The 24,676-nt window shown below is 62.2% G+C and carries 22 protein-coding genes; 9 read left to right on the forward strand and 13 right to left on the reverse strand.

What is annotated here, in order from left to right:
* Positions 1 to 20 precede the first annotated feature (20 nt).
* Complete coding sequence (locus tag ACSQ84_RS10455; protein WP_436211586.1) at positions 21 to 1,784, reverse strand: ABC transporter ATP-binding protein; 1,764 nt, start codon at positions 1,782 to 1,784, stop codon at positions 21 to 23.
* Between the two features lie 292 nt (positions 1,785 to 2,076).
* On the opposite strand from ACSQ84_RS10455, the gene ACSQ84_RS10460 reads away from it, so the two are divergent.
* Positions 2,077 to 3,144 carry a glycosyltransferase family 4 protein gene (locus ACSQ84_RS10460; protein ID WP_436212262.1) on the forward strand — a complete coding sequence of 356 codons (1,068 nt, stop codon included), beginning with the start codon at positions 2,077 to 2,079 and terminating at the stop codon, positions 3,142 to 3,144.
* Between the two features lie 145 nt (positions 3,145 to 3,289).
* Here ACSQ84_RS10460 and ACSQ84_RS10465 read toward each other — a convergent pair whose 3' ends face one another.
* From ACSQ84_RS10465 to ACSQ84_RS10495, 7 genes are all read right to left on the reverse strand, one after another.
* Positions 3,290 to 4,072: a phosphatase PAP2-related protein gene (locus ACSQ84_RS10465; RefSeq protein WP_436211587.1), complete on the reverse strand. Its 783-nt coding sequence runs from the start codon at positions 4,070 to 4,072 to the stop codon at positions 3,290 to 3,292.
* A gap of 130 nt (positions 4,073 to 4,202) precedes the next feature.
* The gene (locus ACSQ84_RS10470; protein WP_436211588.1) at positions 4,203 to 5,486 is read right to left on the reverse strand and encodes a NupC/NupG family nucleoside CNT transporter; all 1,284 of its coding nucleotides are present in this window, start codon (positions 5,484 to 5,486) and stop codon (positions 4,203 to 4,205) included.
* Positions 5,487 to 5,797: 311 nt separating this feature from the next.
* Positions 5,798 to 6,562 (reverse strand): SDR family oxidoreductase, encoded by a 765-nt coding sequence (locus ACSQ84_RS10475; protein WP_436211589.1) that lies wholly within the window; start codon positions 6,560 to 6,562, stop codon positions 5,798 to 5,800.
* A gap of 13 nt (positions 6,563 to 6,575) precedes the next feature.
* Positions 6,576 to 7,334 (reverse strand): peptidase, encoded by a 759-nt coding sequence (locus tag ACSQ84_RS10480; RefSeq protein ID WP_436211590.1) that lies wholly within the window; start codon positions 7,332 to 7,334, stop codon positions 6,576 to 6,578.
* Between the two features lie 279 nt (positions 7,335 to 7,613).
* Complete coding sequence (locus ACSQ84_RS10485; protein ID WP_436212263.1) at positions 7,614 to 9,095, reverse strand: amidohydrolase family protein; 1,482 nt, start codon at positions 9,093 to 9,095, stop codon at positions 7,614 to 7,616.
* Between the two features lie 101 nt (positions 9,096 to 9,196).
* Positions 9,197 to 9,400 carry a hypothetical protein gene (locus ACSQ84_RS10490; protein WP_436211591.1) on the reverse strand — a complete coding sequence of 68 codons (204 nt, stop codon included), beginning with the start codon at positions 9,398 to 9,400 and terminating at the stop codon, positions 9,197 to 9,199.
* A 24-nt stretch (positions 9,401 to 9,424) separates the two neighbouring features.
* The gene (locus ACSQ84_RS10495) at positions 9,425 to 9,997 is read right to left on the reverse strand and encodes an HdeD family acid-resistance protein (RefSeq protein ID WP_436211592.1); all 573 of its coding nucleotides are present in this window, start codon (positions 9,995 to 9,997) and stop codon (positions 9,425 to 9,427) included.
* 322 nt (positions 9,998 to 10,319) lie between these two features.
* Here ACSQ84_RS10495 and ACSQ84_RS10500 point away from each other — a divergent pair, with 322 nt between their 5' ends.
* Both ACSQ84_RS10500 and ACSQ84_RS10505 read left to right on the forward strand, forming a co-directional pair.
* A complete protein-coding gene (locus ACSQ84_RS10500; protein WP_436211593.1) occupies positions 10,320 to 10,736 on the forward strand; it encodes a hypothetical protein in 417 nt (138 codons plus the stop codon).
* 1,070 nt (positions 10,737 to 11,806) lie between these two features.
* Complete coding sequence (locus ACSQ84_RS10505) at positions 11,807 to 13,600, forward strand: metallophosphoesterase family protein (RefSeq protein WP_436211594.1); 1,794 nt, start codon at positions 11,807 to 11,809, stop codon at positions 13,598 to 13,600.
* A 13-nt stretch (positions 13,601 to 13,613) separates the two neighbouring features.
* On the opposite strand, the gene ACSQ84_RS10510 is transcribed toward ACSQ84_RS10505, so the two are convergent.
* Positions 13,614 to 14,618 (reverse strand): AI-2E family transporter, encoded by a 1,005-nt coding sequence (locus ACSQ84_RS10510; protein WP_436211595.1) that lies wholly within the window; start codon positions 14,616 to 14,618, stop codon positions 13,614 to 13,616.
* A 117-nt stretch (positions 14,619 to 14,735) separates the two neighbouring features.
* On the opposite strand from ACSQ84_RS10510, the gene ACSQ84_RS10515 reads away from it, so the two are divergent.
* A complete protein-coding gene (locus ACSQ84_RS10515; protein ID WP_436211596.1) occupies positions 14,736 to 16,316 on the forward strand; it encodes an ABC transporter substrate-binding protein in 1,581 nt (526 codons plus the stop codon).
* A 135-nt stretch (positions 16,317 to 16,451) separates the two neighbouring features.
* Here ACSQ84_RS10515 and ACSQ84_RS10520 read toward each other — a convergent pair whose 3' ends face one another.
* The 3 genes from ACSQ84_RS10520 to ACSQ84_RS10530 form a co-directional block, all read right to left on the reverse strand.
* A complete protein-coding gene (locus ACSQ84_RS10520) occupies positions 16,452 to 17,288 on the reverse strand; it encodes a transglutaminase family protein (protein ID WP_436212264.1) in 837 nt (278 codons plus the stop codon).
* Between the two features lie 143 nt (positions 17,289 to 17,431).
* Positions 17,432 to 18,376, reverse strand: a complete 945-nt coding sequence (locus ACSQ84_RS10525) for an alpha-E domain-containing protein (RefSeq protein WP_436211597.1) — start codon at positions 18,374 to 18,376, stop codon at positions 17,432 to 17,434.
* A gap of 16 nt (positions 18,377 to 18,392) precedes the next feature.
* Entirely contained in the window at positions 18,393 to 19,811 is a 1,419-nt protein-coding gene (locus ACSQ84_RS10530; RefSeq protein WP_436211598.1) for a circularly permuted type 2 ATP-grasp protein, read from the reverse strand.
* A gap of 221 nt (positions 19,812 to 20,032) precedes the next feature.
* On the opposite strand from ACSQ84_RS10530, the gene ACSQ84_RS10535 reads away from it, so the two are divergent.
* The 4 genes from ACSQ84_RS10535 (at position 20,033) to ACSQ84_RS10550 (ending at position 22,604) form a co-directional block, all read left to right on the forward strand.
* Positions 20,033 to 20,770: a competence/damage-inducible protein A gene (locus tag ACSQ84_RS10535; RefSeq protein WP_436211599.1), complete on the forward strand. Its 738-nt coding sequence runs from the start codon at positions 20,033 to 20,035 to the stop codon at positions 20,768 to 20,770.
* 5 nt (positions 20,771 to 20,775) lie between these two features.
* The gene (locus ACSQ84_RS10540; RefSeq protein ID WP_436211600.1) at positions 20,776 to 21,243 is read left to right on the forward strand and encodes a GNAT family N-acetyltransferase; all 468 of its coding nucleotides are present in this window, start codon (positions 20,776 to 20,778) and stop codon (positions 21,241 to 21,243) included.
* A 35-nt stretch (positions 21,244 to 21,278) separates the two neighbouring features.
* Positions 21,279 to 21,797, forward strand: a complete 519-nt coding sequence (gene gpt / locus ACSQ84_RS10545) for a xanthine phosphoribosyltransferase (RefSeq protein ID WP_436211601.1) — start codon at positions 21,279 to 21,281, stop codon at positions 21,795 to 21,797.
* 159 nt (positions 21,798 to 21,956) lie between these two features.
* Entirely contained in the window at positions 21,957 to 22,604 is a 648-nt protein-coding gene (locus ACSQ84_RS10550; RefSeq protein ID WP_436211602.1) for a hypothetical protein, read from the forward strand.
* Positions 22,605 to 22,732: 128 nt separating this feature from the next.
* Here ACSQ84_RS10550 and ACSQ84_RS10555 read toward each other — a convergent pair whose 3' ends face one another.
* A complete protein-coding gene (locus ACSQ84_RS10555) occupies positions 22,733 to 23,755 on the reverse strand; it encodes a methionine synthase (RefSeq protein ID WP_436211603.1) in 1,023 nt (340 codons plus the stop codon).
* Between the two features lie 115 nt (positions 23,756 to 23,870).
* Between ACSQ84_RS10555 and ACSQ84_RS10560 the strand changes: the two genes are divergently transcribed.
* Positions 23,871 to 24,575: a glutathione binding-like protein gene (locus ACSQ84_RS10560; RefSeq protein WP_436211604.1), complete on the forward strand. Its 705-nt coding sequence runs from the start codon at positions 23,871 to 23,873 to the stop codon at positions 24,573 to 24,575.
* Positions 24,576 to 24,676: the final 101 nt, after the last annotated feature.

Genomic DNA, 24,676 nt, shown 5'->3' on the forward strand with positions numbered 1-24,676 from the left:
CTCAATTCCTCGTCGCGACGTCAGGCCGCGTGGGTCGCGAGACGGTTCATTTCCTGCGTCACCAGCTGCCGGTACGGACCGGTTTCCCGCATCAGGCGGTCCGGCGGGCCGTCCTCGATGATCTTACCGTCCTTGAGCACCACGACGCGATCGAAATTCCTCAGCGTCGCGAGACGATGCGCGATCGCGATCACGGTGCGGCCGCGCATCAGACGGCCGAGCGCCTCGCGGATCGCTTCCTCGGACTCGCTGTCGAGCGCCGCCGTGGCCTCGTCGAGCAGCAGGATCGGCGCGTCCTTCAGGAATGCGCGCGCGATCGCGATGCGTTGCCGCTGGCCGCCGGAGAGCTTGACGCCGCGGTCACCGACCATGGTGGCAAGGCCGTCTGGCAAATTTTCGACAAAGTCGCACCGCGCCGCGATGGCCGCGCGCAGGACCTCGTCGTCGGTCGCCGTCGGACGGCCGTAGCGGATGTTCTCCAGGATCGTACGGTGGAACATCGAGATGTCCTGCGGCACGACCGATATGGCTTCGCGGAGGCTTTGCTGGGTGACCCGCGAGATATCCTGGCCGTCGATGGTGATGCTGCCATTGTCGACGTCATAGAAGCGCTGCAACAGCACGAACAGGCTGGATTTTCCGCCGCCGGACTGGCCAACCAGCCCGACGCGCTGGCCTGCGCGAAGATGCAGGTTGAATTTGTCGAACACCTGGACGCCGCCGGGATATGCGAACGAGATGTTCCTGAAGCTGATCGCGGCGCCGCTCTTGACCAGCGGTTCGGCCTCGGGATGGTCGCGGAGCGCATGTGGCTGCAGCAGGGTAGCGAGCGCCTCCGAAAGCCGGGCCGTGTGCTGGGTGACATCGACAAGTGCCACCGCCAGGTCGCGGGTGGCGTGCAGGATGGAGAGGCCGAGCGTGCAGACCAGCACCACGTCGCCGGTCGTGGCGTTGCCGCTCTGCCACAGCGTGACGGCCCAGTACAACAGCGCGAGCGTCAGCACGAGTGTGATCACCGCATGGGTCAGCCGAAGTTTTTCCAGATAGCGCAGGCTGCGGCCCCGCGCGGTCAATTCGCGGTCGACGGTGCTGTCGAAGCGGTTATGCTCGTGGTCGAGCCCGCAAAACGCCCGCACCAGCGGCATATTGTTGATGACGTCGACCATTTCGCCGTCGACGGCGGCGGCCTTGTCGGCGTAGTCATCATGCAACGGCTTGCCCGCGGCCGCGATCCGGAACATGGCGACGAGGACGGTCGTTGCAATCACGACCATGCCGGCGGCCATCGGCACGCTGACGGTTCCGATTAGCGCGATTGCCACAATTGTGGCGATACAGGGCGGCAACACGTTCCAGACGAACATGTTCTCCACCGTGAAGACGGCATTGGAAGTGGCCGTGATCCGGCTTGTCAGCATGCCCGGAAGCCGATCGATGAAATAGCTCGGGGCGTGCCCGGTCAAATGGCGGAACATGTCCCGGCGCAGATCGCCGGTGACGCCGACGAAGGTGAAGCTCGCCGTCCAGCTCGCGACGCGCCAGAGCAAAACGTCAGAACCGATCAGCGCTATGAGAAAAGCGAATGCCAGCCATACACCAGCGCCATGCGCCGGTCCGGCAGCAAGGGCATCGACGAGATATTTGAGGCCGTATTGCGTTCCGACCGAACACCCAACGGCCGCGACGACCGTGATCAGGATCACGAGATGCGAGGCGGGACGCCGGCGCAGATAGCGCATTACAAAAGGGAACGGCCGGTTCGCGTATCCCGAAAGATTGTCCATGTGTCTACTAAACCTGTTGGAGATTAACGGGAATTCCTGGCGGAACCGCGGACGCTCTCGATGGCTGTCATTCGAATGGCGCAGCAACGCCTCAACTGCACAACAATTGGCAGCAAAGGTTGCTCATGAAGTCTGATCACGTGTGATGGCATCAGCAAGACGACAGTGTGAGAGAAGTGTCACGTACCCAGTTGGAACTTCGCATCTGCGTAAACGTTCCCCGATCTGGCGATGCCGCGCCACGCGGGCTGAGGGCTTTCAAAGTAGGATCCAAGACCAGGAGGTTGTTAGGATGCGCATCGCGCAGGTTGCTCCGTTGACGGAGGCTGTTCCGCCCAGGCTGTATGGCGGCACCGAACGCGTCGTCTATTGGCTGACCGAGGAACTGGTCGCTCTGGGCCACGAGGTCACGCTATTCGCCAGCGGCGATTCTCGCACCTCCGGCAAACTGGATGCGACATGGCCGAAGGCCTTGAGGCTGGATGGGTCGGTGCGGGACCCCAACGCACTTCACATGTTGATGCTCGAGCGCGTAAGGCAAAAATGTGACGACGAAGAATTCGACTTTCTTCACTTCCATCTCGATTACTATCCATTCTCGCTCTTTGCGAGGCAGCCAACGCCGTTCCTGACCACACTGCATGGCAGGCTTGATCTTCCCGAGCATCAGCCGGTGTTCGCGACGTTCTCGAAGATTCCGCTTGTTTCGATTTCAAATGCGCAGCGGCGGCCGGTGCCGAAAGCAAACTTCATCAACACCATTTACCATGGTCTGCCGGAGAACTTGCTGACGCCGCAGGCGGTGAAGCCGAGCTATCTGGCCGTCCTCGGCCGCATCGCGCCGGAGAAGGGTGTGGACCGGGCGATCAGGATTGCAATACGCTGCGGCATCCCGCTCAAAATTGCGGCAAAGGTCGATCGCGCGGACCAGGAATATTACGATGCGATTATCAAGCCGATGATGGATCATCCGCTGATCGAGTTTATCGGCGAAATCGGGGACCACGAGAAGGCCGATTTCCTGAGCGGGGCGATCGGGCTGCTGCTGCCGATCGACTGGCCGGAGCCGTTCGGCCTCGTCATGATCGAAGCCATGGCCTGCGGCACGCCTGTGATCGCCTACAACCGTGGATCGGTTCCTGAAATCATCGACGACGGCAAGACTGGCTTCATCGTGGAGGATGAAATTAGTGCGGTTGCCGATGTTGGGCGGTTGGAGGAACTGGATCGCCAGGCCATTCGGAGGCATTTCGAGACGCGCTTTACGGCTCGCCGAATGGCGCTCGATTATGTCAACACCTATCAGGGCATGATCGATGAGGTGAAGCCGCGGATGAAACTGGTCAGCAGCGCCGAGTAAGAGGCGGCGTCTGCGCGGGCGCCCGATTGATCACCCCGACGATGGCGCGGCCATCGTCGGGGACGAATGGGATACCAGCCGATGCGCCCAGAGTTTCGGATAACTCGCGCCGCCGGTTTTTGATTGGCCGCGCCGCGCGGGGTCTTCACCGACGGCGCGCAGCACGAACAATTTCAGACGCTCGCGCGGGTCCGTCGGCGGAGACCAGTGTCGGGCGCTTTGGCCCGTGCTCCTCGACCCATTTTTCGACGCGCTTGCGAACCGTCCGTTTGGGCCGTGGCGCAGCCTGGCTCTCCGAGGAGCGAAACAGGGCGTAGTCGCGGCTGAATAGCCAGCGCGACATCAGAAAGACGCCGTGGGTGATGAACAGCGCGGCGAGCACATCGATCGAATAGTGATAGTGGCCGAGCAGCACGATCGAACCGAAGAACGCGGTCAGCACGAGATAAAACATCCGCCATGGCGGGATGTGCCAGAACGCCAGCGCGGCAAGCAACGGCAGGCCGGTGTGGCCGGAAAAGAACAAGTCGCCGCCGTAGAAAATCGAGTTGAAGAACGGCGCCGGCTGCTGCGGATCGATCGGCGACGGTGCCATGTGGGTGAGCGCCACGAACACGGCACGGACCAGCAGGAACAGCGCCATGGCCTTGAGCGCGAACGGCAACCGGTTCGGCCGCCAGGCCAGCAGGCTCGCGGTAAGCGCGAAGGCTGCGAACGTGCCGTAGATGAACAGAAAGCGCAGATTGAAGGGACCGACGCGGCTCAGCACGAAATCGGTGACGTGGTTGCTGGCGTGGACCGTCGCGTAAGTGACGGCGGCGAAGATCGCGATGGTGCTGGCGGCGAGGAAAGCAGCGCCCCCGCATACCGAGCGCAGATAACCGCGATTGCCAAACAGCGTACGGTAAAGCCGAATGGTGTCTTGCATCGGGCCTGCTTCTCCGTTCGCGAAGATCAAACGTCTGCTACGGCTGGCACCACCTCGGCAGGACCCTAAGACCAAGGGCGGCATCTGCATGTGAATTAGGCCACACCTCGTCGATTTTTGCCTTTGCTCGCTAGCTCATCGCCCCCACGATGGCGCCCATCAGGCAGGTGGTCAGCGTGCCCGAGACGATCGACTTCAGGCCCAGCGCGTTGATCTCCTCGCGGCGCTCGGGCGCCATGGTGCCGAGGCCGCCGATCATGATGCCGAGGCTGGCAAAGTTGGCAAAGCCGCACATGGCGTACAGCATGATCAGCCGCGACCGCGGATCGAGCGCGTCCGGACCAAGCTTCGATAAATCGACATAGGCGATCAGCTCGTTGAGCACGGTCTTGGTGCCCATCAGGCTTCCCGCCGTGATCGCCTGCGACCAGGGCAGGCCGATCAGCCAGCACACCGGCGCCATCAGATAGCCGAGCAGCCGCTGCAGCGAAATCCTCGCGCCGCCGATCTCGGGCAACAAGCCCAGGATCGCGTTGGCGAGATAGACCAGCGCCACCAGCACCAGCAGCATGGCGATGATGTTGAGCAGCAATTCCAGGCCGGATGTGGTGCCCTTGACGATCGCGTCCATGGTGCTCCTGGCGTGCATGTCGGGATCGCCAGCGACTCGGGGATCGCCAGGGACATCAGCGGCCAGCGTTCCGCCGGTGCGTTTGTCAGATGTCTCCGGCACCATGATCAGGCTGATCAGGATCGCCGCGGGAGCGCCGAGCACCGAGGCAATCACAAAATGCGCCGCCGCATCTGGGATCAATGGCGCCAGAAACGTGGCGTAGAGCACCAGCACGGTGCCGGCGATCCCCGCCATGCCGCCGGTCATGACCATGAACAATTCGCTGCGGGTGAGTTGCGCCAGATAGGGCCGGATGAACAAGGGTGCCTCGACCATGCCGAGGAAGATGTTGGCGGCGGCGGAGAGACCAACCGCGCCGCCAACGCCGAGCGTGCGTTCCAAAAGCCACGCCATGCCGCGCACGATCGGTGGCAGCACCCGCCAATAAAACAGCAGCGTGGTCAGCACGCTCATGACCAGGATGATCGGCAGCGCCTGAAACGCCAGGATGAAATCCGCGCCTGGTGCCTTGAGGTCGAAGGGCAGGGCGCCGCCGCCGAGATAGCCGAACACGAAGGAGGTGCCGGCGCGCGAGGCCGCCGCGATCGTGTTGACGGCGTCATTGATGGCGCCGAACGCCTTCGCCACCAGCGGTAGCTTGAGCAGCACCAGCGCGGTCAGCACCGTAACCGCAAGCCCGATCGCGGCCTGCCCCCATGACACCGCGCGGCGGTCTTCGCCGAGCGCCCACGCGATTCCCAGCAACGCCAGCACGCCGAACGCCGATTGCAGCTGCAGCATGATCCCAAAGTCCCCTTGAGCGATTATGGCAGCGGGAGACTTGCAAGCGCAATGCCGGGCAGCCTATCGCCGCCAGCCTTTGACAGGGGGGGCAGGGCCGTTCACGGCGTAATCAACAACTATGCGAGCGGAAGAGTAGGAGCGATACGTGTATCCGCACGTTCACCTCATCCCCGGATGAGCGCTTCGCGCTCACCGAGGGAGCACGCGTCAGCGTGCGTCTCGAAGGATAGGCCACAGCGGGGCCGCATGGTTCGAGACGGCGCCAAGGGGTGTCTCCTCTCCATGAGGGTTGGGATTTCGGCTAGTCGCTACCCCCGCCCAACGAACGGCATCTTGGTCGCCATGACCGTCATGAACAGCACGTTGGCATCGAGCGGCAGGCCGGCCATGTAGGCCACGGCATCGCCGACCGCTTTCGCATCCATGCGCGGCTCGTGCTTCATGGTGCCATCGGGCTGCATCACGCCGGGGCCGGCGACCATGCGGTCGGTCATCGGGGTTGCGGCATTGCCGATATCGACCTGGCCGACAGCGATGTCGTACATGCGGCCGTCGAGGTTGGTGGCCTTGGTCAAGCCGGTGATGGCGTGCTTGGTCGAGGTGTAGGCCGACGAGAACGGCCGCGGCGCATGTGCCGAGATCGAGCCGTTGTTGATGATGCGGCCGCCGCGCGGGTTCTGATCCTTCATGATGCGGAAGGCGTGCTGGGTGCACAGGAAGGGGCCGGTGAGGTTGGTGTTCACCACCGCCTGCCACTGCTCAAGGCTGAGGTCCTCGAAATTCACCGGCGGCGCGCCCATGCCGGCATTGTTGAAGAGCACGTCGAGCCGGCCGTAGGTTTCCACAACCTTGGCAAACAAGGCGGCGATCGAGGCCGGGCTGGTCATGTCGGCGGAAACGCACAGGCTCTTGCCGATGTTGTCGCCGAGCTTCTTGGTTTCTTCCAGCATCTCCATGCGTCGTCCGGCGAGCACCACGGTGAAGCCGGCATTCATCAGCGCCAGCGATGCCGCGCGTCCGACGCCGGTGCCTGCACCGGTGACGACCGCGATCTTGTTTGCTGTGTCGGCCATTGTTTCCTCGCCTTTACTTTTTTGTTTCTGTTTCTGACTTGTAGGGTGGTCTTGGAATATTCTGGTGCGCCGCGCGCAGCGCCGCCGACCAGCGCGAACGCAGGTCGTGGAAATAGGGCTCGCCGGCCTCGATGCGATGATTGAGGTCGGCCTCGCAGGCATCCGCGCGCACCACCAGCACGTCGATCGGCAGACCGACGCCGAGATTGGAGCGCATCGTCGAATCCATCGAGATCAGGCTGGTCTTCAGCGCCTCGTACAGCTCGACGTCGTAATGCATCGCGCGGTCGAGCACCGGCTTGCCGTATTTGTGCTCGCCGATCTGCAAGTACGGCGTGTCAGTGGTGCATTCGATGAAATTGCCGGCGGTGTAGACCATGAACAGCCGCATCCGCGAGCCCTTGATCTGGCCGCCGAACAGGAACGAGACGTCGAAGGAGACGTCTTCCGAGCGCAGCGCGTCGCCCTCGGTGGCGTGGACGCTGCGAATGGCGCGGCCGATGCGCTGGGCGGCCTGGAACATGGTCGGCGCGTTCATCAGCGTTTCGACCTCGCCGGTGTGCGGGTCTTCGATGCCTTCGGTCAGGGTCGAGAGCACCGACTGGCTGATCGCCAGGTTGCCGGCGCTGGCGATCGCCATGATGCGCTCGCCCGGCTTCGAGAAAACGTGCAGCTTGCGAAAGGTCGAGACATTGTCGAGACCGGCATTGGTGCGGGTATCCGCGATCATGACCAGACCGTCCCGTACCAGCACTCCGCAACAATAGGTCATTCCAGGTCCCCGAACCGTCTCAATTGTCGGCGGGGCACTAGTAGCGAATTTCAGGGAGGCATCCAACCCCAATTACCCAGGGCAAGGCATGCATTTGCCGGGCAAAAAAAGACACATCGAAGCCGGGGCGGGGGCACGCATACGGAGAACCGGCGTCATTGGCGGCTCGGTTATAGCCGGGTATCTCCTGTCTGCGTCGGTGGCCTTGGCTGGCCCCTGGAAGACGGCATGGCGGCCTATAACCGCGGCGGCTCAGCTTCGCGGCGAAACGTTCAACCTCTATTTATTGCTGACAAGGAGGTTCTTGTAGATTTTCCCGTCCTTCATGATGACGAGGAAATTCTTCGCCGGGTCTTCGATGAGCTTGATGTTATCGATGGGGTTGCCATCCACCAGCAGCAGGTCGGCCAGCGCGCCTTCCTCCACCACGCCGAGCTTGCCGGGATACGGATTGCGCTTGCCGGACAGCGCCAGCAGTTCGGCGTTTGTCGATGTCGCCATGACCAATGCTTCCGCGGGCGTGTACCAACGGGCAAGCGAGGCCAGAATTGCCCCTTGTTGTTGGGCCAGCGCGCGGGAGAACAGCACATCGGTTCCCCACGCCGTCTTGATCTTGTATTTCTTCGCCAGTTCGTAGGACCTGGCGATGCCGGGCCAGACCTCATCCGCTTTGGCTCGCTGGACGGAACCGACCGGAAAGCCCAGCCTCAAGCCCTCAGGGAGCGGCTGCAAGCTCAGCCAAACGCCCTTTTCGGCGATCAGTTTGGCTGTTGCTTCGTCCATCTGGAAGCCGTGCTCAATACATTTCACGCCAGCGGCAATAGCTCCGCGGATCGCAGCCGGCGTAAAGGCGTGTGCGACGACGTAGGTGCCCCAATTTTCGGCCGCTTCAACCGCGGCGCGCAGTTCGGGCTCGGTGAAGGTGGTCACGTCGATCGGACTGAAGGGGGACGATACTCCGCCGCCCGCCGTCAACTTGACTTGGGAGGCACCCTGCATGAGCTGTTCGCGGGCGCGCACGCGGACCTCGTCGGGGCTGTCCGCAACCATCGCGCCGCCGGTCTGCTCCATGCGGGTGAGCATGCCGCCGATCGTCCGCGGCAGGTCAGTGAGCTGGCGGAAATCCCCATGCCCGCTCGTGACAGTAATGACGGCGCCGGACGGGTAAATGCGCGGGCCTTTGACGATGCCCTCGTCGATGGCGCTCTTGAGACCGAACACCGGCCCGCCCACGTCGCGAACGGTAGTGAAACCGCGCATCAGAGTGTCGGTGGCCTCGTCGCCAGCCACAAGATTGAGATAGCCGACGTCGCCGAACGACTGTGCCGGTGTCACCCGGATCAACATCGCATGCCAATGCGCATCGATCAGGCCGGGCATCAGCGTGCGGCCCCCGCCTTCGATGATGCGAGTGTCCGCCCGGCGATCCACCGCGATGGGCTGTAGCGAGATTGACTCGATCTTGTTGCCGCGTACCAAAACGTTGGAGGAGGCAGACATCGTGGCGCTCTTGCCATCGAAAATGCGGACGTTCTGAAAGAGCGTCGTCGTGCCGTCTGCCTGGAGCGCTTGCTGAGCCAGGCTCGCCCCGCCAAGTCCGTTCGATAGCACGACCGCCACCGCCAATGAACAACACGTTACGCGCTTAGACGCCCCGATTGGCTGCGCGCCGGACAAAGTACTCAAGGCAGCTCCTGAAATCACCGCGTATGCCCCCTGTTTTGCGTCAGCTGCGTTCGCCTGAAAGCGGCGAGACTTCATAAACAGCGATTGCTGTGCGTTCAATTTTACGGTCAGTTTCAGCGACTGAGGCGCGGCACAATAACTCTCGCAGCATCGACATCAACCTCTTGCGACGTCGGTCAGAGCTGACTGTCTTGATTGCGCCGAATGATTTTGAGAGCCAGGAAGACCGCGCCCGCAACAAGCAAAACAATACCCATGGCGGTGAGCCAACCTGAATCACTGCTTAAGCCTAGCGCCGTCATCAGCAAGCCGAAAAGGAGGAGGAGGACTCCCCCGAGTTTCTTGACCAGGAGAATGGGTCCTTCAACTGCGATCGCCATCGCGGCGTACTCCCTTTGATTACATCAATTCCGCTGTGCAGTTCTCGCCGTCGGCCGCCACGCGTAAGTCAGCCAGGCTATGCCGTGGGATATCAGGTCGACGCCGAGGACAAGTCCAATCACCCAGAGACCTGTCATCGGGAATCCCGTCAGAATAACGAGACCGGCCAGAACTCCGAACGAGCCAGACAGCAGCATGATCCAGCCCGCATCATTCCAGTGGCTGAAACCCAGCAGAACTCGAACGAAACCGGATATCAGCAACAGCAGTCCGAGGACGTAGGTAAGGATCAAGGCGCTGACAACCGGCTGGCTCACCAGCACGGCGCCGAACGCGATGTACAGAATGCCGAGAAGCACCTGCCATACGAAGCCTCCCCATCCCTTGGTCCAGAACGCGTGGATGACTTCGAAGGCGCCGGCGGCGATCGAGATCCAGCCGATGAACATCGTGCTGATGACGGTGACGAGCACGACGTCGCCCAGCACCAGGAATCCCGCCGCGATCATCACGATGCCAAGGAGAATGCAGACCCATAATGGTGGCGCGGACAAATTACCGGCCCGCGAACGTGAACTACCGTCGTAAGTGGTCATATTGTCCTCCTCGGTTCGGAGCTGCGATCAGGCGGGCCGGCGCAGCGCCCGCCGCTCGCGTGTCATCGGCGATCTACAAATTGGCCGTTATCACCGCCAGCCGCAGACGCGGCGCCCTCGGTGCCACCAGCAGACCCAGCGGCGCCGGTGGATGGGGCGTCGCCGCGGGCGGGCCACAGGACGCCGGGGTGGACGAGCGATGGGTGGCCGCACCGGACGGCCGGGGACGGCTTGAACCTGTACCGTGAGACCATCCGACTTGCTCCCAAGATCTTTGCTCCCGGGCTCTTTGCTCCCAATATCTTTCTGGGGGGCGAGGGGCATGGCCTCGACGATGGTCGGCAGCGAACTTGCGGCAAAACCCGCGGTTGCGGTTAGGCACAAAATGCCTCGCAGCACGCTGCGGCGCTCGATTGCATCCATGGGGCTTCCTCCTTTTGTCACCGTCTTGTTCTTCTCTCCGCGGACACAACACGCCTTGCAAATTGGTATCAGGCCGATTTCGAGCCTTCGGCTGCAGTCTCGTCGCTTGGGATTTCTCCCGGCAGGTCATTCGGGAACTGCCCAGCGTGGATCACCGCCAGCAACACGAACCGGCCATGATGAGCGGGCCGATCCCACGCTCCGCAGGCGCTCGTTGCTGACGAAAGTGATGTTGTTGAAATCGAGTTGGCCGTGTACTTCCGGCAGCACCGGATTCGCCGCGATGCGCCCGCAGCTCGGCTTGTTCCTTGATTGAGGGTAAGTCCATCGGACCCCTCCATCTGGCTCAAGCAATCCTCTTCGGGGATCGTCAATTGTTTTGGCTGCGTCGATCGACAAACGACCGTTGGATTGCGTCAGCGCTTTTCAATCGTTGGGCGAGTGAACGCCGAAGTAAGCGTCAAGTCAATCGTGCAACCGAGCAGCACGGTTTGCAGCGCGTGTGTTTTGCTACAAAAATTTGTGAAAAATCGTACAACGCGGTGGCACAAGCTGCATACGCGGGTTGGTTGATGCACGCCGCGTCCGCAACTGCGATAGGCAGACAGACGCTGCACCAAGCGCGACGGTAGCTCAACATCGTGAATCGAGCACGTAGCCACGATGGACCATAAATACCTGGTCGCGCCGAATGCCCCTAATTTCCCTTCGGTCCGGCCGGGCCCATGGGTCCTGCGGGCCCGGGAGGACCTGCTGGACCGGGCGGTCCAAGCGGTCCGGGAAGGCCGCAGTTCTGTATCACCACGTCTCTCGTGTCCGGTCCGGACGTGATCTCCACGATACAAGTGGAGGGAAATTCTGGTCCAATCCACCTAAAGCCTCCCGTCGATGTGCTCTCAACCTGCACCGTTTTGGTTGGGCTAATTTTGATCTCCACGTTGGGTTCGCGCGGTCGCCGAACCCGTCCTGCGATAACCAAGTCGCCTCGCGATATGGAGGCGGTCGTGATCAATATTTCTGCGTGGGCATTTCCGCTCAACGAGACCAGACAGGCCGTTGTGGCAACTGCGACAGTGCCTATGAGGTTTGCGTGCATGGCAAGTCTCCCTTGCAATTTGTAACGCGCAACTTGATCGCGAAAGCTCAATGTTGACGGTGCGACCGAATGGGAAGGTTTGCAGCCGGTATGCGCTGCTACAAAAATTTGCGACAAATTGCGCGACGCGATGGACAAATTGCACATGCTTCAAACGTGGCGAACAAGCCGGGTTTGTTCAAACGCGTTGGCATAAGCCACAACGATACGCGGGGGGCGCTGGTACTGGTATTCTGCCGAGGGGCTGATAGCGTCTGTGGTGCAGCAGACGTTCCAATCGCGGATGCAAGATGCGCGCTCCGATCATGACGCGGCCGACCGTGGAACCTCAATCAACAGCCGCTCAGGGCGGCTTGCTGATCGATCCGCGCCGGGGCGATATCGAGGATGACGCCTCCAGTCCGGGACAAAGATCGCTGCTGGCGATCGCCGGGAGTCTGCTGGTCGAAATCAGTCTGCCGAAATTGCTGTTCGCCTGGATTGTTTCGCTGCTGTTGCCGGCGGTGCTGCTCGGCCTTGCGCCGCTGATCGCGACGGCCTGGTTCTCATCCTTATCCGAACATGTTCTGGAACTGACCGGCATCGGCGCGGCGCTGGTGCTGGTCGCGGTCCTCGCGCTCGGATGGTTCGGATGGCGGCCACTGTTTCGGGCCGCCGAGACAAATTTCTGGTCGCTCAACGCGCTTGCCGTCCAGCCCGGTTACGCGTTCGGCCGCGAAGCGCTGCGGCACGTGGCGGAACGGATATTCGGCAAAAACTCCACCGCGGCGGGACGGGCACGGCTGCGCGCGGCGACCTCCGCCAGCGCCGGGATCGTGCTGTGCCTGTGTGCGGTGGCGGTCGCGATCCTGGTTTGGCCAGCCTCGCGCTGGATCGGTTCGGTGTCGGACCTTGTGCTTTTGCACCGGCTGATCGTTCCGACGCTTGCCAATGCCGTCGTGTTGGTCTCGGGTTATCTCGCGTTCGCGTCGCTGGTTTGGGGCTTTGCGGATGCCGGTATGGACCAGCCGCTCGATCTTCCCGGATACGATGACGTGCCATCCGGCTGCCGGACCTGGCGTGTCGCGCATCTTTCGGACCTTCACGTGGTCGGCGAGCGATATGGTTTTCGCATCGAGTGCGGGCGTGGCGGCCCGCGCGGAAACCAGCGCCTTGCGCGGCTCATGGACCGTCTTGCCGCGATCCACGCGGGCGACCCGCTCGATCTGATACTCGTGACCGGCGACATGACCGACGCCGGCCGCGCGACGGAATGGGCCGAATTCCTCGACGCTGTGGCGCTGCATCCTGAGCTCGCCGCCCGCATGGTCATATTGCCCCGCAACCACGACGTGAACATCGTCGACCGCGCCAATCCGGCCCGGCTCGATTTGCCGTTCAGCCCTGGCAAGCGGCTGCGGCAGATGCGGACGCTGTCGGCGATCGCGGCGGTGCAGGGCGAGCGTGTCTATGTCGTCGACGACAAAGGCAAGCCGGCAGTCGCCCTCAACGAGGCGCTGGCACCGCATCGCCAGCGCATTGCCGCCTTTGCCGAACGCGGTGGCTTGCGGCGCGCCGCCAGGCTCATCGGTGTGTTCGACGACCAATTTCCGATGATCCTGCCGCCGGATCAGGAGGACGGCCTCGGCGTAGTCATCCTCAATTCCAATGCGGAAACGCACTTTTCTTTTACCAACGCGCTCGGATTGGTCTCGGTCGAGCAGACGCACCGCCTCGCTGCGGTGTTCGTCAATTTTCCGAAGGCCCGATGGATCGTCGCGCTGCATCATCATTTGATCGAATACCCGATGCCGGTTGCGACGTTCTCCGAGCGAATTGGAACCGCACTCGTCAATGGCAGCTGGTTCGTTCGCACGCTCAATCGTTTCGCGGAGCGTGCGGTAGTCATGCATGGCCATCGTCACATCGACTGGATCGGCGGGTGCGGTGCCTTGAAGATCATCTCCGCACCATCTCCGGTGATGGGCGCCTCGGATGCGGCGCCAACACGTTTTCTGATCCATACGCTGGCGGCCGGTTCGGGCGGGCGGCTCTGTTTGCTCCCGCCGCAGTGCGTAGAGATCGCCGGCGAGGCCGGCGGCTGACGTTTGTCGATCCTTATTGCTTCGATCCACCGAGCAGTTCGGCGATCCAGCGGCTTGACGGATGCTGGGCACAGAAGGTGAGGATCGCGAGCGCGATCGGAACGCCGATAAAGGTTCCGAACAAGCCCCACTGAAAAGTCCAGAAAAAGATCGCGAACAACACAACCAGGGGCGATATCGATAGCATGCTGCCGGCAACGCGCGGCTCAATATAACTGCCGACCACGAACTGGATGATGTTGAGGCAGACGAAGACGGCAAGAACCGCCTGCCAGCTCTCAAATTGCGTCATCGCCAGCAGGGTGGGAAACAGCGTCGCGATAAAGGGACCGATGAAGGGAATGTAGTTAAGCGCGAAGGCGATTACGCCCCACTCCAGCGCGAATGGCAGTCCGGTGATCCAGGCGAACACACCTACGAGCAGGCCGGTGATGGCACTCATCTGCGTCCGTACCAGGAGGTATTTCCGGAATTTGGCTGCGGTCGCCGCACTGCCGTCCAGCAGCACGCGCGCAGCCTCAGGCTTGCCGAGCGTCTGGATCCTTCGTCTTGCGTCCTCTACCTCCAGCAGGCCCAGCACAACATAGACAAGGGCAATCACCCAGAAGCTGAGCGTGGTATTGACGCGGCCGGTGACGAGCTGCGTTGCGCGCATCAGCCATGCGACGTTGAAATGCTCGGCCCACAAGCCGGCGACCGAGACGCCATGGCCGTCGAGCCACGTCACCATGGCGCCATAAAGCGCCTGATAGCGCACCGTATCGGCCATCAGCGATCGTCCCACCCGGCCAAAGCCCCACGCCGCGAGCGAGGCGAAACCGAGACAGACCGCGATCGTGACGACGATGGTGAACGCCAATGCCAGCAGTTTCGGCATTTTTGTCTGCAGCCGGCTCTGCAGCGGCCAGACGATCGCGATGATAAAAAACGCCAGCGCCAGCGGCGCGAACACCGCGCTGGCTTCCTTGGCAGCGGCCGCCAGCAGCAGCACTGCGATGATCCCGACTGCGATCTTCATGCGTCGCCTGCGAGCCTTGCTCCGGGATGATCACCTGCGTGACGTTGCGCTCTACCGGCGGTAGTTCTATAGAAGAATAAAATCGTTTGGGAGGCTAAATTGCGCGCCAGATGGAAAATGCCTTTCCTGGTACTGTTCTGCATCGCGCTAGGCGCCGCAGGCCCTGCCGCAGCGCAGAAGAAGGGCGGCACGCTCCGGCTCTATCACAACGACAACCCGCCCTCGACGTCATTGCTGGAAGAAGCGACCATCGCCTCGGTGATGCCGTTTGCGGCGGTGTTCAACAATCTCGTGGTGTTCGATCCCGCCAAGCCGCATGAGAGCATGGAGACCGTGATTCCGGATCTCGCCGAAAGCTGGTCGTGGGACGCGACCAACACCAGGCTGACCTTCAAGCTGCGGCAGGGCGTGAAATGGCATGACGGCCAGCCCTTCACCGCGAAAGACGTGCAATGCACCTGGCGGATGCTGATCGGCAAGACCGAGACACAGGATTTCAGGCGCAACCCGCGCAAGGTCTGGTACACCAAGCTGCAGGACGTCAGTATCAACGGCGACTATGAGGCGACGTTCGAACTGAGCGAGCCGCAGCCGAGTCTGCCGGTGCTGCTGGCGAGCGCGTTCTCGGTCGTCTATCCCTGCCACGTGCCGCAAGCTGTCATGCGGACCAAGCCGGTCGGCACCGGGCCATTCAAGTTCGTCGAATTCAAGCGCGGCGAATCCATGCGCGTCGTGCGCAATCCGGATTATTTCAAGAAGGACCGGCCCTATCTCGACGAGATCACGGTGCGGACGATCGACAACCGCGCCACGCGGATGCTGGCTTTCTCGACCGGTGAGTACGACATCACCTTTCCCTCCGACGTCAGCGTGCCGCTGCTGAAGGACATCAAGGCGCGGGCGCCGCATGCGATCTGCGAGATGACCGGCACGGGCACCCAGATCAACCTGCTGGTCAATCGCGTCAACCCGCCGTTCGATAATCCCGACATTCGAAAAGCCATGTCGCTGGCGCTCGATCGCAAGGCCTTCAATACCATCCTGATGGAAGGCAACGCGCGGCTGGGCGGGGCGATGCTGGCGAAGCCCGAGGGTGAATGGGGCATGCCGGCGGAAATGGTGGCGTCGCTGATGGGCTATGGCCCTGATACCGCCAAGAACGTCACCGAGGCGCAGGCGATCATGCAGAAGCTCGGCTACAGCGACGCCAAACCGCTGCCGATCAAGATCCAGACCCGGAACCTGCCGACCTACCGCGACCCCGCGGTGATCCTGGCCGACCAGCTCAAGAAGATCTACATCGTTGGCGAACTCGACATCCTCGATACGCCGCGATGGTATGCGCGGCTGGCGAAGAAGGATTTTACGATCGGCTTGAACGTGACCGGCGTCAGCGTCGACGACCCCGATGGCAATATCGTCGAGAATTATTCATGCAAATCGGAACGCAACTACACCCAGTATTGCAATGCCGAGGTCGACAAATTGCTGGCAGCGCAATCGCGCGAGCTCGACAAGGAGAAGCGCAGGAAGATCGTCTGGGATATCGAACGCATCCTGGTCGAGGATGCCGCGCGCCCGATCATCCTGCACTCATCGGCCGGCAATTGCTGGCAGCCGCACGTGAAGAATTTCAAGCCGCACGACAACAGCCAGTATAATAATTTGCGGTTCGAGGATGTGTGGCTGGATAGGTGACGGCTATCGAAGCGAACACCATCCTCGTCATTGCGAGCGAAGCGAAGCAATCCATGGCGCGGCATGCCGGATGGATGGATTGCTTCGTCGCAAGCGCTCCTCGCAATGACGGTAGTTAGGGCGGCGATCAAAATCCTACGACTGGCTCTGCCACTGCCCCGAGCGGCCGGCCTGTTCGACCTTGACGGCGACCGTCAGCGTCTCGTTGCCGCCGCCGTAGCGGGTGCCGCGGACGGGGGCGGCGCCGAGATAATCGAGCCCGATCGCGATGCGGGCGTGGGCGTCGGTGGTGCAGATGCCGTTGGCGGCATCGAAGCCGACCCAGCCCAGATCAGGCACGAAGGCTTCCGCCCAGGCGTGGCCGGCTGGCTGGTTGATGGTGCCGTCGGAGCGCAGGAAATGTCCGGAGACGAAACGCGCCGGCACGCCGCCCGAGCGGGCGCAGGCGATGAAGATATGCGCGTAGTCCTGGCACACGCCGCGTTTGCCGGCAAAAGCTTCCGCCGCTGAGGTGCCGCTGTTGGTCGGATCCTCGTCGAACGTCATGTGTTCGTTGATCTGCACCATCAGCGCATGCAGGAAGCCGAGCACGTCGTCACCGGACTCCGAGCGCATCTCGCGGGCAAAGGTCGCCATCGCCGGATTGACTTCGGTGAGCGCGGTCGAACGCAAAAACAGGCCCGGCGGGAAACGCTCGTCAGTGCCGCGCAGCACGCCGCCGGTGTCGTGGGTCTCGATCATGCCCTCGACACTGATGGTGAGGTCGGCGAGCGGCCCGTGGGTCAGGACATGCGTGACATTGCCGAACGCATCCTGATGCATGTCGAGCCGGGAATCGGTGGAGACGTCGATCTGCCACCCGGCGACATATTGCCCGTCATGGCTGCCCGGCGTCATGCGCAGGATCTGGATCACGCCCGAGGCCGGCGGCTCATAGCGATAACTGGTGGTATGGGCAATTCGCAGGCGCATGGCGTTACCGAAGGTGAAGCTGATCGTCATGGCCGGGCTTGTCCCGGGCATCCACGTCTTCCTTATCGGATCGGCATAGCAAGTCGTGGATGGCCGGGACAAGCCCGGCCATGACGATGTTTGCGACGCCCATCCTAAAGTCTTTAGACCAAATACTGCTTCGTGATGATCTCACCCAGCCGCGCGTTATCCGCAATGAATTCCTGGATGAACTCGTGGACGCCGTGCTGGAAGATATCGTCCATATGGCTGTGTTCAAGCCGGTTGCGAACGCCGCGGGCGTGGCGCTGCGAGGCGCCCTGGCGGCCATAGGCGACGCCGATCTGGTCGAGGTTCCGCACCAGATTGCTATAGCAGCTCGCCAGCGACCGCGGCAGCGTGTCGTTGAGGATCAGCAGATCCGCGATCAGCCAAGGCTTTAGCGTCTCGCGGTAGACCCAGTGATATGCGGTGAGCGCCGACACCGAGCGCAGGATCGAGGTCCACTGGTAATAATCGAGCGGACCGCCGACATGTTCCTCCTCGGGCAGCAGCACGTGATACTTCACGTCGAGAATGCGGGCGGTGTTGTCGGCGCGTTCCAGATGCAGCCCCAGCCGCGAGAACCAATAAGCGTCGTTGCGTAGCATGGTGCGGTAGGCCGAGCCGTCGAAGCGGAGCGAAGTCTCCTGCACGAAGCGCAGGAATTTCGCGAGTTCTTCCCGACTCGACGTGCCCTTGCCCCAGAGTTCCCCGAGTTCGATCCAGGCCGAATTAATGGTGTCCCACATCTCGGAGGTCAGCGCGGTTCGTACCGAGCGCGAATTGAGCCGCGCCGCCTCGATGCAATTCTTGATCGAGGAGGGGTTGGACGCCGAGAACGCGAGATACTCGACGACGTTCTGCTCGTTGGCTTCCTGGTAGGCCTCATAGAAGCTGGCGCTGACGCCGGCGGTGAGAAGCGCGGAATCCCACTCATTGGTCTTGCCGATATAGGCGGCGGGCAGTGCCGTGACTCGCAGGGTCGCGTCGATGGTGCGCGCGAGATATTCCGCGCGCTCGACATAACGGGCGAGCCAGTACAGGTTTTCGGCGGTGCGCGACAGCATGCGAGGGTCTTGCTCTCTACTCGTCCAGAATCCAGGTGTCCTTGGTGCCGCCGCCCTGGCTTGAATTGACCACCAACGAGCCTTCCTTCAGCGCCACGCGGGTCAGGCCGCCCGGCACGATGGTGACGTGATCGCGGCCGGTCAGCACGAACGGCCGGAGGTCAACGTGGCGCGGCGCGAGGCCCGATGCGGTGCAGGTCGGGCAGGTCGACAGCGCCAGCGTCGGCTGCGCGATGAAGCCTTCGGGCTCGCGCTTGAGCTTGTCGCGGAACGCCTCGATCGTCGCCTTGGTGGCGGCGGGGCCGATCAGCATGCCGTAGCCGCCGGAGCCGTGCACTTCCTTGACGACGAGATCGGCGAGATTATCGAGCACATAGGCCAAATCCTTGGGCTCGCGGCAGCGCCAGGTCGGCACGTTCTTGAGGATCGGCTCCTCGCCGAGATAGAATTTTACGATATCCGGCATGTAGGAATAGACCGCCTTGTCGTCGGCGATGCCGGTGCCGACCGCATTGGCAAGCGTGATGTTGCCGGCCGCATAGGCCGACATCAGCCCGGGCACGCCGAGCGCGGAATCAGGACGGAAGGTCAGGGGATCGAGGAAGTCGTCATCGACGCGGCGGTAGATCACATCGACGCGCTTGAGGCCCTCGGTGGTGCGCATGAACACCTCGTCGTTCTTGACGATGAGGTCGCGGCCCTCGACCAGTTCGATGCCGAGCTTGTCGGCTAGGAACGAATGCTCGTAATAGGCGGAATTGTAGACGCCGGGCGTCATCAGCGCCACCACAGGCTCGGCGGAGGCGGACAGCGGCGCCACCGAGCGCAGCGCCGACAGCAATTCGTCGGGATATTTCTCCACCGGTGCGACGCGGTGGCGGGCGAACAGGTCCGGAAACAGCCGCATCATGATTTCGCGGTTTTCCAGCATGTAGGACACACCGGACGGGGTCCGCGCATTGTCCTCCAGCACGATGAAATTGTCGGCGTCGACCCGGACGATGTCGATCCCGGCGATATGGACGTAGACGTCGTGGGGGACGCTTTGGCCGTTCATCTCGGGGCGGAAGACCGGATTCTGGAAGATCAAATCGTCGGGGATGATATTGGCGCGGAGGATGTCGCGGCCATGATAGATGTCGCGCAGGAACATGTTGAGCGCACGGACGCGCTGTTTCAGGCCCTTTTCCAGCAGCGTCCATTCCCTGGCGGACATGATGCGGGGGATCACGTCGAACGGGATCAGCCGCTCCTGGGCCTCGGCGTCGCCATAGACGGCAAAGGTGATGCCGATCCGGCGGAACAGCAGCTCCGCTTCCTGGCGGCGATACTCAAGGGCGTCCGGAGGCGTCTCCTTCAGCCAGCGGGAGAGCTCCTGATAGGCGGGGCGGAGATCCCCGCCGGGGCCGTTCATTTCATCAAACGCGGCTGCCATAAATCCTGACTAACTTTCGAAGCCATGCGACACAGTGCATGACTTCACGGGATGGTAGCAAGGGCCGGGCCAGCGCGATATGCATGGGCTAGGGCATTTGGTATGGGGTTGTTTCCCGCGCTGCCTGAAAAACCGGCTGCCGGGTGCTTATTTCGGCAGCAAAGCCCCGTGACTTCAATGCGTTGGATGCGCAAAGTCACGGGCTAGGGTGAGGAGAGGAAATGAGTGAGATCGTCACAGCGGGCATTCTGGTCATTGGTGACGAGATCCTGTCCGGCCGGACCAAGGACAAGAACATCGGCTTTATCGCCGAGTACCTGACCAATATCGGGATCGACCTCAAGGAAGTCCGCATTGTTGCCGACGAGGAGGCCGACATCGTCGCCGCCCTTGATGCACTGCGAAAGCGCTACGATTACGTCTTTACCACCGGCGGCATCGGACCGACCCACGACGACATCACCGCCGACAGCGTCGCCAAGGCGTTCGGCGTCGGCATCGATCATCATCCCGAGGTGGTGGCGCGATTCCGCGAACGCTGGACCGAGCAGGATCTGAACGAATCGCGGTTGCGGATGGCGCGGATTCCCGATGGCGCCGAACTGATCCAAAGTGCGACCATCCTGGCCCCCGGCTTCAAGCTCGACAATGTCATCGTGATGGCCGGCATCCCCACGATCATGCAGGCGATGATGGACATCATCGCACCCAAGCTGAAATCGGGGGTGCGGATGCTGTCGGATTCGGTCCGGGCCAACGCGCGGGAAGGCGACATCGGCGGGCCGCTGCGGGCGATCGCCAACGCCCATCCCGACACCATCATCGGCAGCTATCCGTTCATGGACGAAGACAAGAAGCCGAACACCAATCTCGTAGTGCGCTCGCGCGATCCGGAAAAGCTCGCCGCCGCGATGGCGGCAGTGAAGGAGATGCTGGCGGGATTGAACATCACACGATAGCGACGATGATTTCGACCAGACCGATTTGTACGGAAGATATCGAACTGGTGTGCCGGCATCGCGAACAGATGTTCCGCGAATCCGACGCGCCGGGCAGGACCGAAGAAATTCTGGAAACCCAGACCGCGCATTTTCGATCCTGGCTGGCAAGGCACCTCGGCGACGGATCGTATTTTGGCTATGTCGTTGAGGACCGCGGCAAGCCCATCGCCGGAATCGGGCTGATGACCATCGAGTGGCCACCGGGTCCCTCCCACCCGACGCAGGACAGGCGTGGCTACGTGCTCAATGTGTTTGTCGAGCCATCGCATCGCAAGCAGGGAATTGCCAAAGCGCTGATGGACCGGGCGGATCAGGAATTCGCCAGGCGAGGCGTGGCTTTCGTGATATTGCACGCCACCAAGATGGGACGGCCGCTGTACGAGCAACTGGGCTGGTCTGTGACCAGCGAGATGGCAAAGTCGCTATGTTGAGGAGATCAAAGTGACGGTTTTATCTGGAGTGAGCCATGACGACGCCTGAAAAAGTCACTCCGCCGCCGGATAAGTTCTTTCCGGTGTCGTGGGATCAATTTCACCGGGATTGCCGGGCGCTGACCTGGCGGCTCAACGAGGTCGGGCCGTTTCATGCTGTCATTGCAATCACGCGTGGCGGGCTGGTGCCGGCGGCAATCGTCGCGCGTGAACTCGGCGTGCGCGTGATCGATACCGTCTGCATCGCGAGCTACGACCACGACAAGCAGGGTGATTTGAAAGTGCTGAAAGGCATTTCGGCCGATACCGCAGCGCTGGGCGGCGGTACCGGCAAGGGCCTCTTGATCGTCGACGATCTCGTCGATACCGGCAAAACGGGAAGGCTGGTGCGCGACATGATGCCGGACGCGCATTTCGCCACCGTCTACGCCAAGCCGAAGGGCCGGCCGCTGGTCGATACGTTCATCACCGAAGTGTCGCAGGACACCTGGATTTTCTTTCCCTGGGATACCGCGCTGTCGTTCCAGCCGCCGATCCGCGACGGCGCGGCGTGATTTTCTTAACCTCGCCCCGCTTGCGGGGAGAGGTCGACGCGCTTTTGCGCGGCGGGTGAGGGGGTACAGGTCCACCAACTAGCGCCAGTGTTCGCGGATAGTGGCCCTCACCCCAACCCTCTCCTCGCAAAGGGGCGGGGAGAGGGAGTAGAGAAACCGATGCCGCTGCAAAACCGCGTCACGCCCTCAGGCGACATCGTCGCCGATCCGCATCGCGGCCTGTTCACCGGCAATCGAGGCATCATCCACGATCCCGCAACCAGGACGCTGCTGAAAAAGCGCTGGGCAACGCCCGCCTGGATCACCTGCGTCTGCGAATTCAGGGGAAAGCGACGCCAGGTGATGGGCACGCGCAGCTGGACCGAACTGTTCTTTCTCGACGAAGCGACTGCGCTCGCCGCCGGACATCGCCCTTGCTTCTTCTGCCGCCGCGACGATGCCAATCGTTTTCGCGCGGCATGGCAAGAGGGCAATGGCGTGGTTGATGTACGCGCGCGCGATATCGATGCGGTGCTGCATCGCGAACGGCTGGAGAAAGGCCAGAAGCGGCTGCATCGGTTACCGATGCCGCTGGAGAAGCTGCCTGATGGCGCGATGGTGCAGGCGGGGGAGGAGAGTTTTCTCATCGTGGAGGGCAGGGCGCTGCGATGGTCGATGGCGGGCTATCGTGAGGCCAGTGATGCGATCGGGGATGCGATGGTGCTGACGCCGCCGTCGACACTACGTGCGATGGGGGCGGGGTATCGGCCCGTGCTGCATCCGAGTGCCGGTGCTGCTGCCACACCCTCGCCGTCATCCCTGCGTTAGCGCAATTGCGCTAATCGCTGGAGGTGCGAGCGTAGCGAGCCTCGAAGGATGTCCCGCGCGCACCTACGTTCCCATCCGTCCTTCGAGGCTCGCCGAAGTCGGCTCGCACCTCAGGACGACGCAGGGATTCACCCCAACTGCTGCCTCGCCAGCTTCGCCCCCGCCCCCAGCGCTGCCAACTTCGCCTCGGCAATATCCCTCCGCATCGGCGCCATGCCGCAGTTCGTTGTCGCGACGATGTTGCTCTTGGGCACGAATTTCGACACCGCGTCGATCACCTTGACCACGTCTTCCGCCGTCTCGACCGTGTCGCTGGCGACGTCGATGACGCCGGCCTGGACGATCTTGCCGGTCAACAGCGCCAGCAAATCCAGTGGCACCTTGGAATTACGGCACTCGATCGCGACCTGCTGGATCGAGCTTTTGGCGATCGCCGGGAAAATCTCCTCGTATTGCCGCCACTCGCTGCCCAGCGTCTCCTTCCAGTCGGTGTTGGCCTTGATGCCGTAGCCGTAGCAGATGTGCACGGCGGTGGCGCAGGTCAGGCCCTGCGCGGCGCGCTCCAGCGCCTTGATGCCCCAGTCCGACACCTCGTCCATGAACACGTTGAAGGCGGGTTCGTCGAACTGGATGATATCGACCCCGTCGGCTTGCAGCGCCCGCGCTTCCTCGTTCAAGAGTTCGGCAAACGCGAACGCCATCTTGACGCGGTCGCCATAATGGCCGTCGGCCACGGTGTCGATGATCGTCATCGGGCCGGGCAAAGTGAATTTCAGCTTGCGTCCGGTGTGGGCGCGGGCGACGCGGGCTTCATCGGCGTGGACGCGGCCTTTCAGGGTCAGCGGCGCCACCACCTGCGGCACCATCGCCTTGTAGCGGTCTTTGCGGATGCCCATCTCGACCTTGTGGGCGAAATCGATGCCGTCGACCTTCTCCAGAAAGCCGTGAACGAAATGCTGGCGGGCCTGCTCGCCCTCGGTGACGATATCGACCCCGGCATCCTCCTGCAGTTTTACCGCCAGCATGGTGGCGTCGCGCTTGGCGCGGGCGAGCTCATCGCCCTTGGATTTCCAGGGCGCCCACAGCGTATTCGGCTCGGCCAGCCATTCCGGCTTCGGAAGGGAGCCGGCGATCGTCGTTGGAAACAGCATGGGAGCCTCCCGGTCGGTTCTGATTGAGCGCCTGTCTGCCATGTCTTATGATCGCCGTACAGAACAACAAAAGTCGTCATCTCCGGGAATAATCCGGCGGGCAGCAAGGGGAGCCATGATCGACCTGCATTACGCGCCGACGCCCAATGGCTGGAAAATCTCGATCATGCTGGAGGAACTCGGGCTCCCCTATACCGTGATCCCAGTCAACATCCGCGCCGGTGAGCAGTTCAAGCCGGAATTTCTGGCGGTCAGCCCGAACAATCGCATTCCGGCCATCGTCGACCATGCGCCGGCTGACGGCGGCGCGCCGTTTTCGGTGTTCGAGACCGGCGCCATCCTGATCTATCTGGCGGAAAAAACCGGCCGCTTTTTGCCCACGGATATGCGCGGCTGCTCCCACGCGGTGCAGTGGGTGATGTGGCAGATGAGTGGGCTCGGGCCCATGCTCGGCCAGCACGGTCATTTCGCGCTCTATGCGCAGGAAAGGATCCCATACGCGATCGAGCGCTATCGCGACGAGGCGGCGCGGCTTTATCGGGTGCTCGACACGCAGCTCGGCAAGACCGGCGCCTATGTCGCAGGTGCCGAATATTCGATCGCCGACATCGCCTGCTTCCCCTGGACCATGACCCACAAGGCGCAGGGCTTTACGCTGGACGATTATCCCAACATCAAGCGCTGGTATGCCGAGGTTCGCGCGCGGCCGCAGGTGCAGGCGGGATTGGCGATCGGCAAGTTCGTCAAAGAGCCGTTCGACGAGGAAGCGCGTAAGAACATGTTCGGCGCGAGGGCGAAGGAGATGGCTGGACGGAAGTAGGTATCGTCATCCCCGCGTAACGGCTTCGCCGTTATCGCTGGAGTTGCGAGCGCTTGCGAGCCTCGAAGGATGCGAAGGCACGGGCCCTCCACCCTTCGAGG

The organism is Bradyrhizobium sp. LjRoot220 (assembly GCF_964252915.1).
Lineage (GTDB): Bacteria > Pseudomonadota > Alphaproteobacteria > Rhizobiales > Xanthobacteraceae > Bradyrhizobium.

What these genes read in the sequence shown, in the direction of transcription:
- gpt (WP_436211601.1), top strand. Translation starts at nt 21,279, where the DNA reads ATGACGACGCCTGAAAAAGTCACTCCGCCGCCGGATAAGTTCTTTCCG.
- ACSQ84_RS10480 (WP_436211590.1), bottom strand. Translation starts at nt 7,334, where the DNA reads ATGACCTATTGTTGCGGAGTGCTGGTACGGGACGGTCTGGTCATGATC.
- ACSQ84_RS10455 (WP_436211586.1), bottom strand. Translation starts at nt 1,784, where the DNA reads ATGGACAATCTTTCGGGATACGCGAACCGGCCGTTCCCTTTTGTAATG.
- ACSQ84_RS10475 (WP_436211589.1), bottom strand. Translation starts at nt 6,562, where the DNA reads ATGGCCGACACAGCAAACAAGATCGCGGTCGTCACCGGTGCAGGCACC.
- ACSQ84_RS10520 (WP_436212264.1), bottom strand. Translation starts at nt 17,288, where the DNA reads ATGCGCCTGCGAATTGCCCATACCACCAGTTATCGCTATGAGCCGCCG.
- ACSQ84_RS10550 (WP_436211602.1), top strand. Translation starts at nt 21,957, where the DNA reads ATGCCGCTGCAAAACCGCGTCACGCCCTCAGGCGACATCGTCGCCGAT.
- ACSQ84_RS10465 (WP_436211587.1), bottom strand. Translation starts at nt 4,072, where the DNA reads ATGCAAGACACCATTCGGCTTTACCGTACGCTGTTTGGCAATCGCGGT.
- ACSQ84_RS10560 (WP_436211604.1), top strand. Translation starts at nt 23,871, where the DNA reads ATGATCGACCTGCATTACGCGCCGACGCCCAATGGCTGGAAAATCTCG.
- ACSQ84_RS10540 (WP_436211600.1), top strand. Translation starts at nt 20,776, where the DNA reads ATGATTTCGACCAGACCGATTTGTACGGAAGATATCGAACTGGTGTGC.
- ACSQ84_RS10505 (WP_436211594.1), top strand. Translation starts at nt 11,807, where the DNA reads ATGCGCGCTCCGATCATGACGCGGCCGACCGTGGAACCTCAATCAACA.
- ACSQ84_RS10515 (WP_436211596.1), top strand. Translation starts at nt 14,736, where the DNA reads ATGCCTTTCCTGGTACTGTTCTGCATCGCGCTAGGCGCCGCAGGCCCT.
- ACSQ84_RS10510 (WP_436211595.1), bottom strand. Translation starts at nt 14,618, where the DNA reads ATGAAGATCGCAGTCGGGATCATCGCAGTGCTGCTGCTGGCGGCCGCT.
- ACSQ84_RS10535 (WP_436211599.1), top strand. Translation starts at nt 20,033, where the DNA reads ATGAGTGAGATCGTCACAGCGGGCATTCTGGTCATTGGTGACGAGATC.
- ACSQ84_RS10490 (WP_436211591.1), bottom strand. Translation starts at nt 9,400, where the DNA reads ATGGCGATCGCAGTTGAAGGACCCATTCTCCTGGTCAAGAAACTCGGG.
- ACSQ84_RS10500 (WP_436211593.1), top strand. Translation starts at nt 10,320, where the DNA reads ATGGCCTCGACGATGGTCGGCAGCGAACTTGCGGCAAAACCCGCGGTT.
- ACSQ84_RS10460 (WP_436212262.1), top strand. Translation starts at nt 2,077, where the DNA reads ATGCGCATCGCGCAGGTTGCTCCGTTGACGGAGGCTGTTCCGCCCAGG.
- ACSQ84_RS10470 (WP_436211588.1), bottom strand. Translation starts at nt 5,486, where the DNA reads ATGCTGCAGCTGCAATCGGCGTTCGGCGTGCTGGCGTTGCTGGGAATC.
- ACSQ84_RS10495 (WP_436211592.1), bottom strand. Translation starts at nt 9,997, where the DNA reads ATGACCACTTACGACGGTAGTTCACGTTCGCGGGCCGGTAATTTGTCC.
- ACSQ84_RS10555 (WP_436211603.1), bottom strand. Translation starts at nt 23,755, where the DNA reads ATGCTGTTTCCAACGACGATCGCCGGCTCCCTTCCGAAGCCGGAATGG.
- ACSQ84_RS10525 (WP_436211597.1), bottom strand. Translation starts at nt 18,376, where the DNA reads ATGCTGTCGCGCACCGCCGAAAACCTGTACTGGCTCGCCCGTTATGTC.
- ACSQ84_RS10530 (WP_436211598.1), bottom strand. Translation starts at nt 19,811, where the DNA reads ATGGCAGCCGCGTTTGATGAAATGAACGGCCCCGGCGGGGATCTCCGC.
- ACSQ84_RS10485 (WP_436212263.1), bottom strand. Translation starts at nt 9,095, where the DNA reads ATGAAGTCTCGCCGCTTTCAGGCGAACGCAGCTGACGCAAAACAGGGG.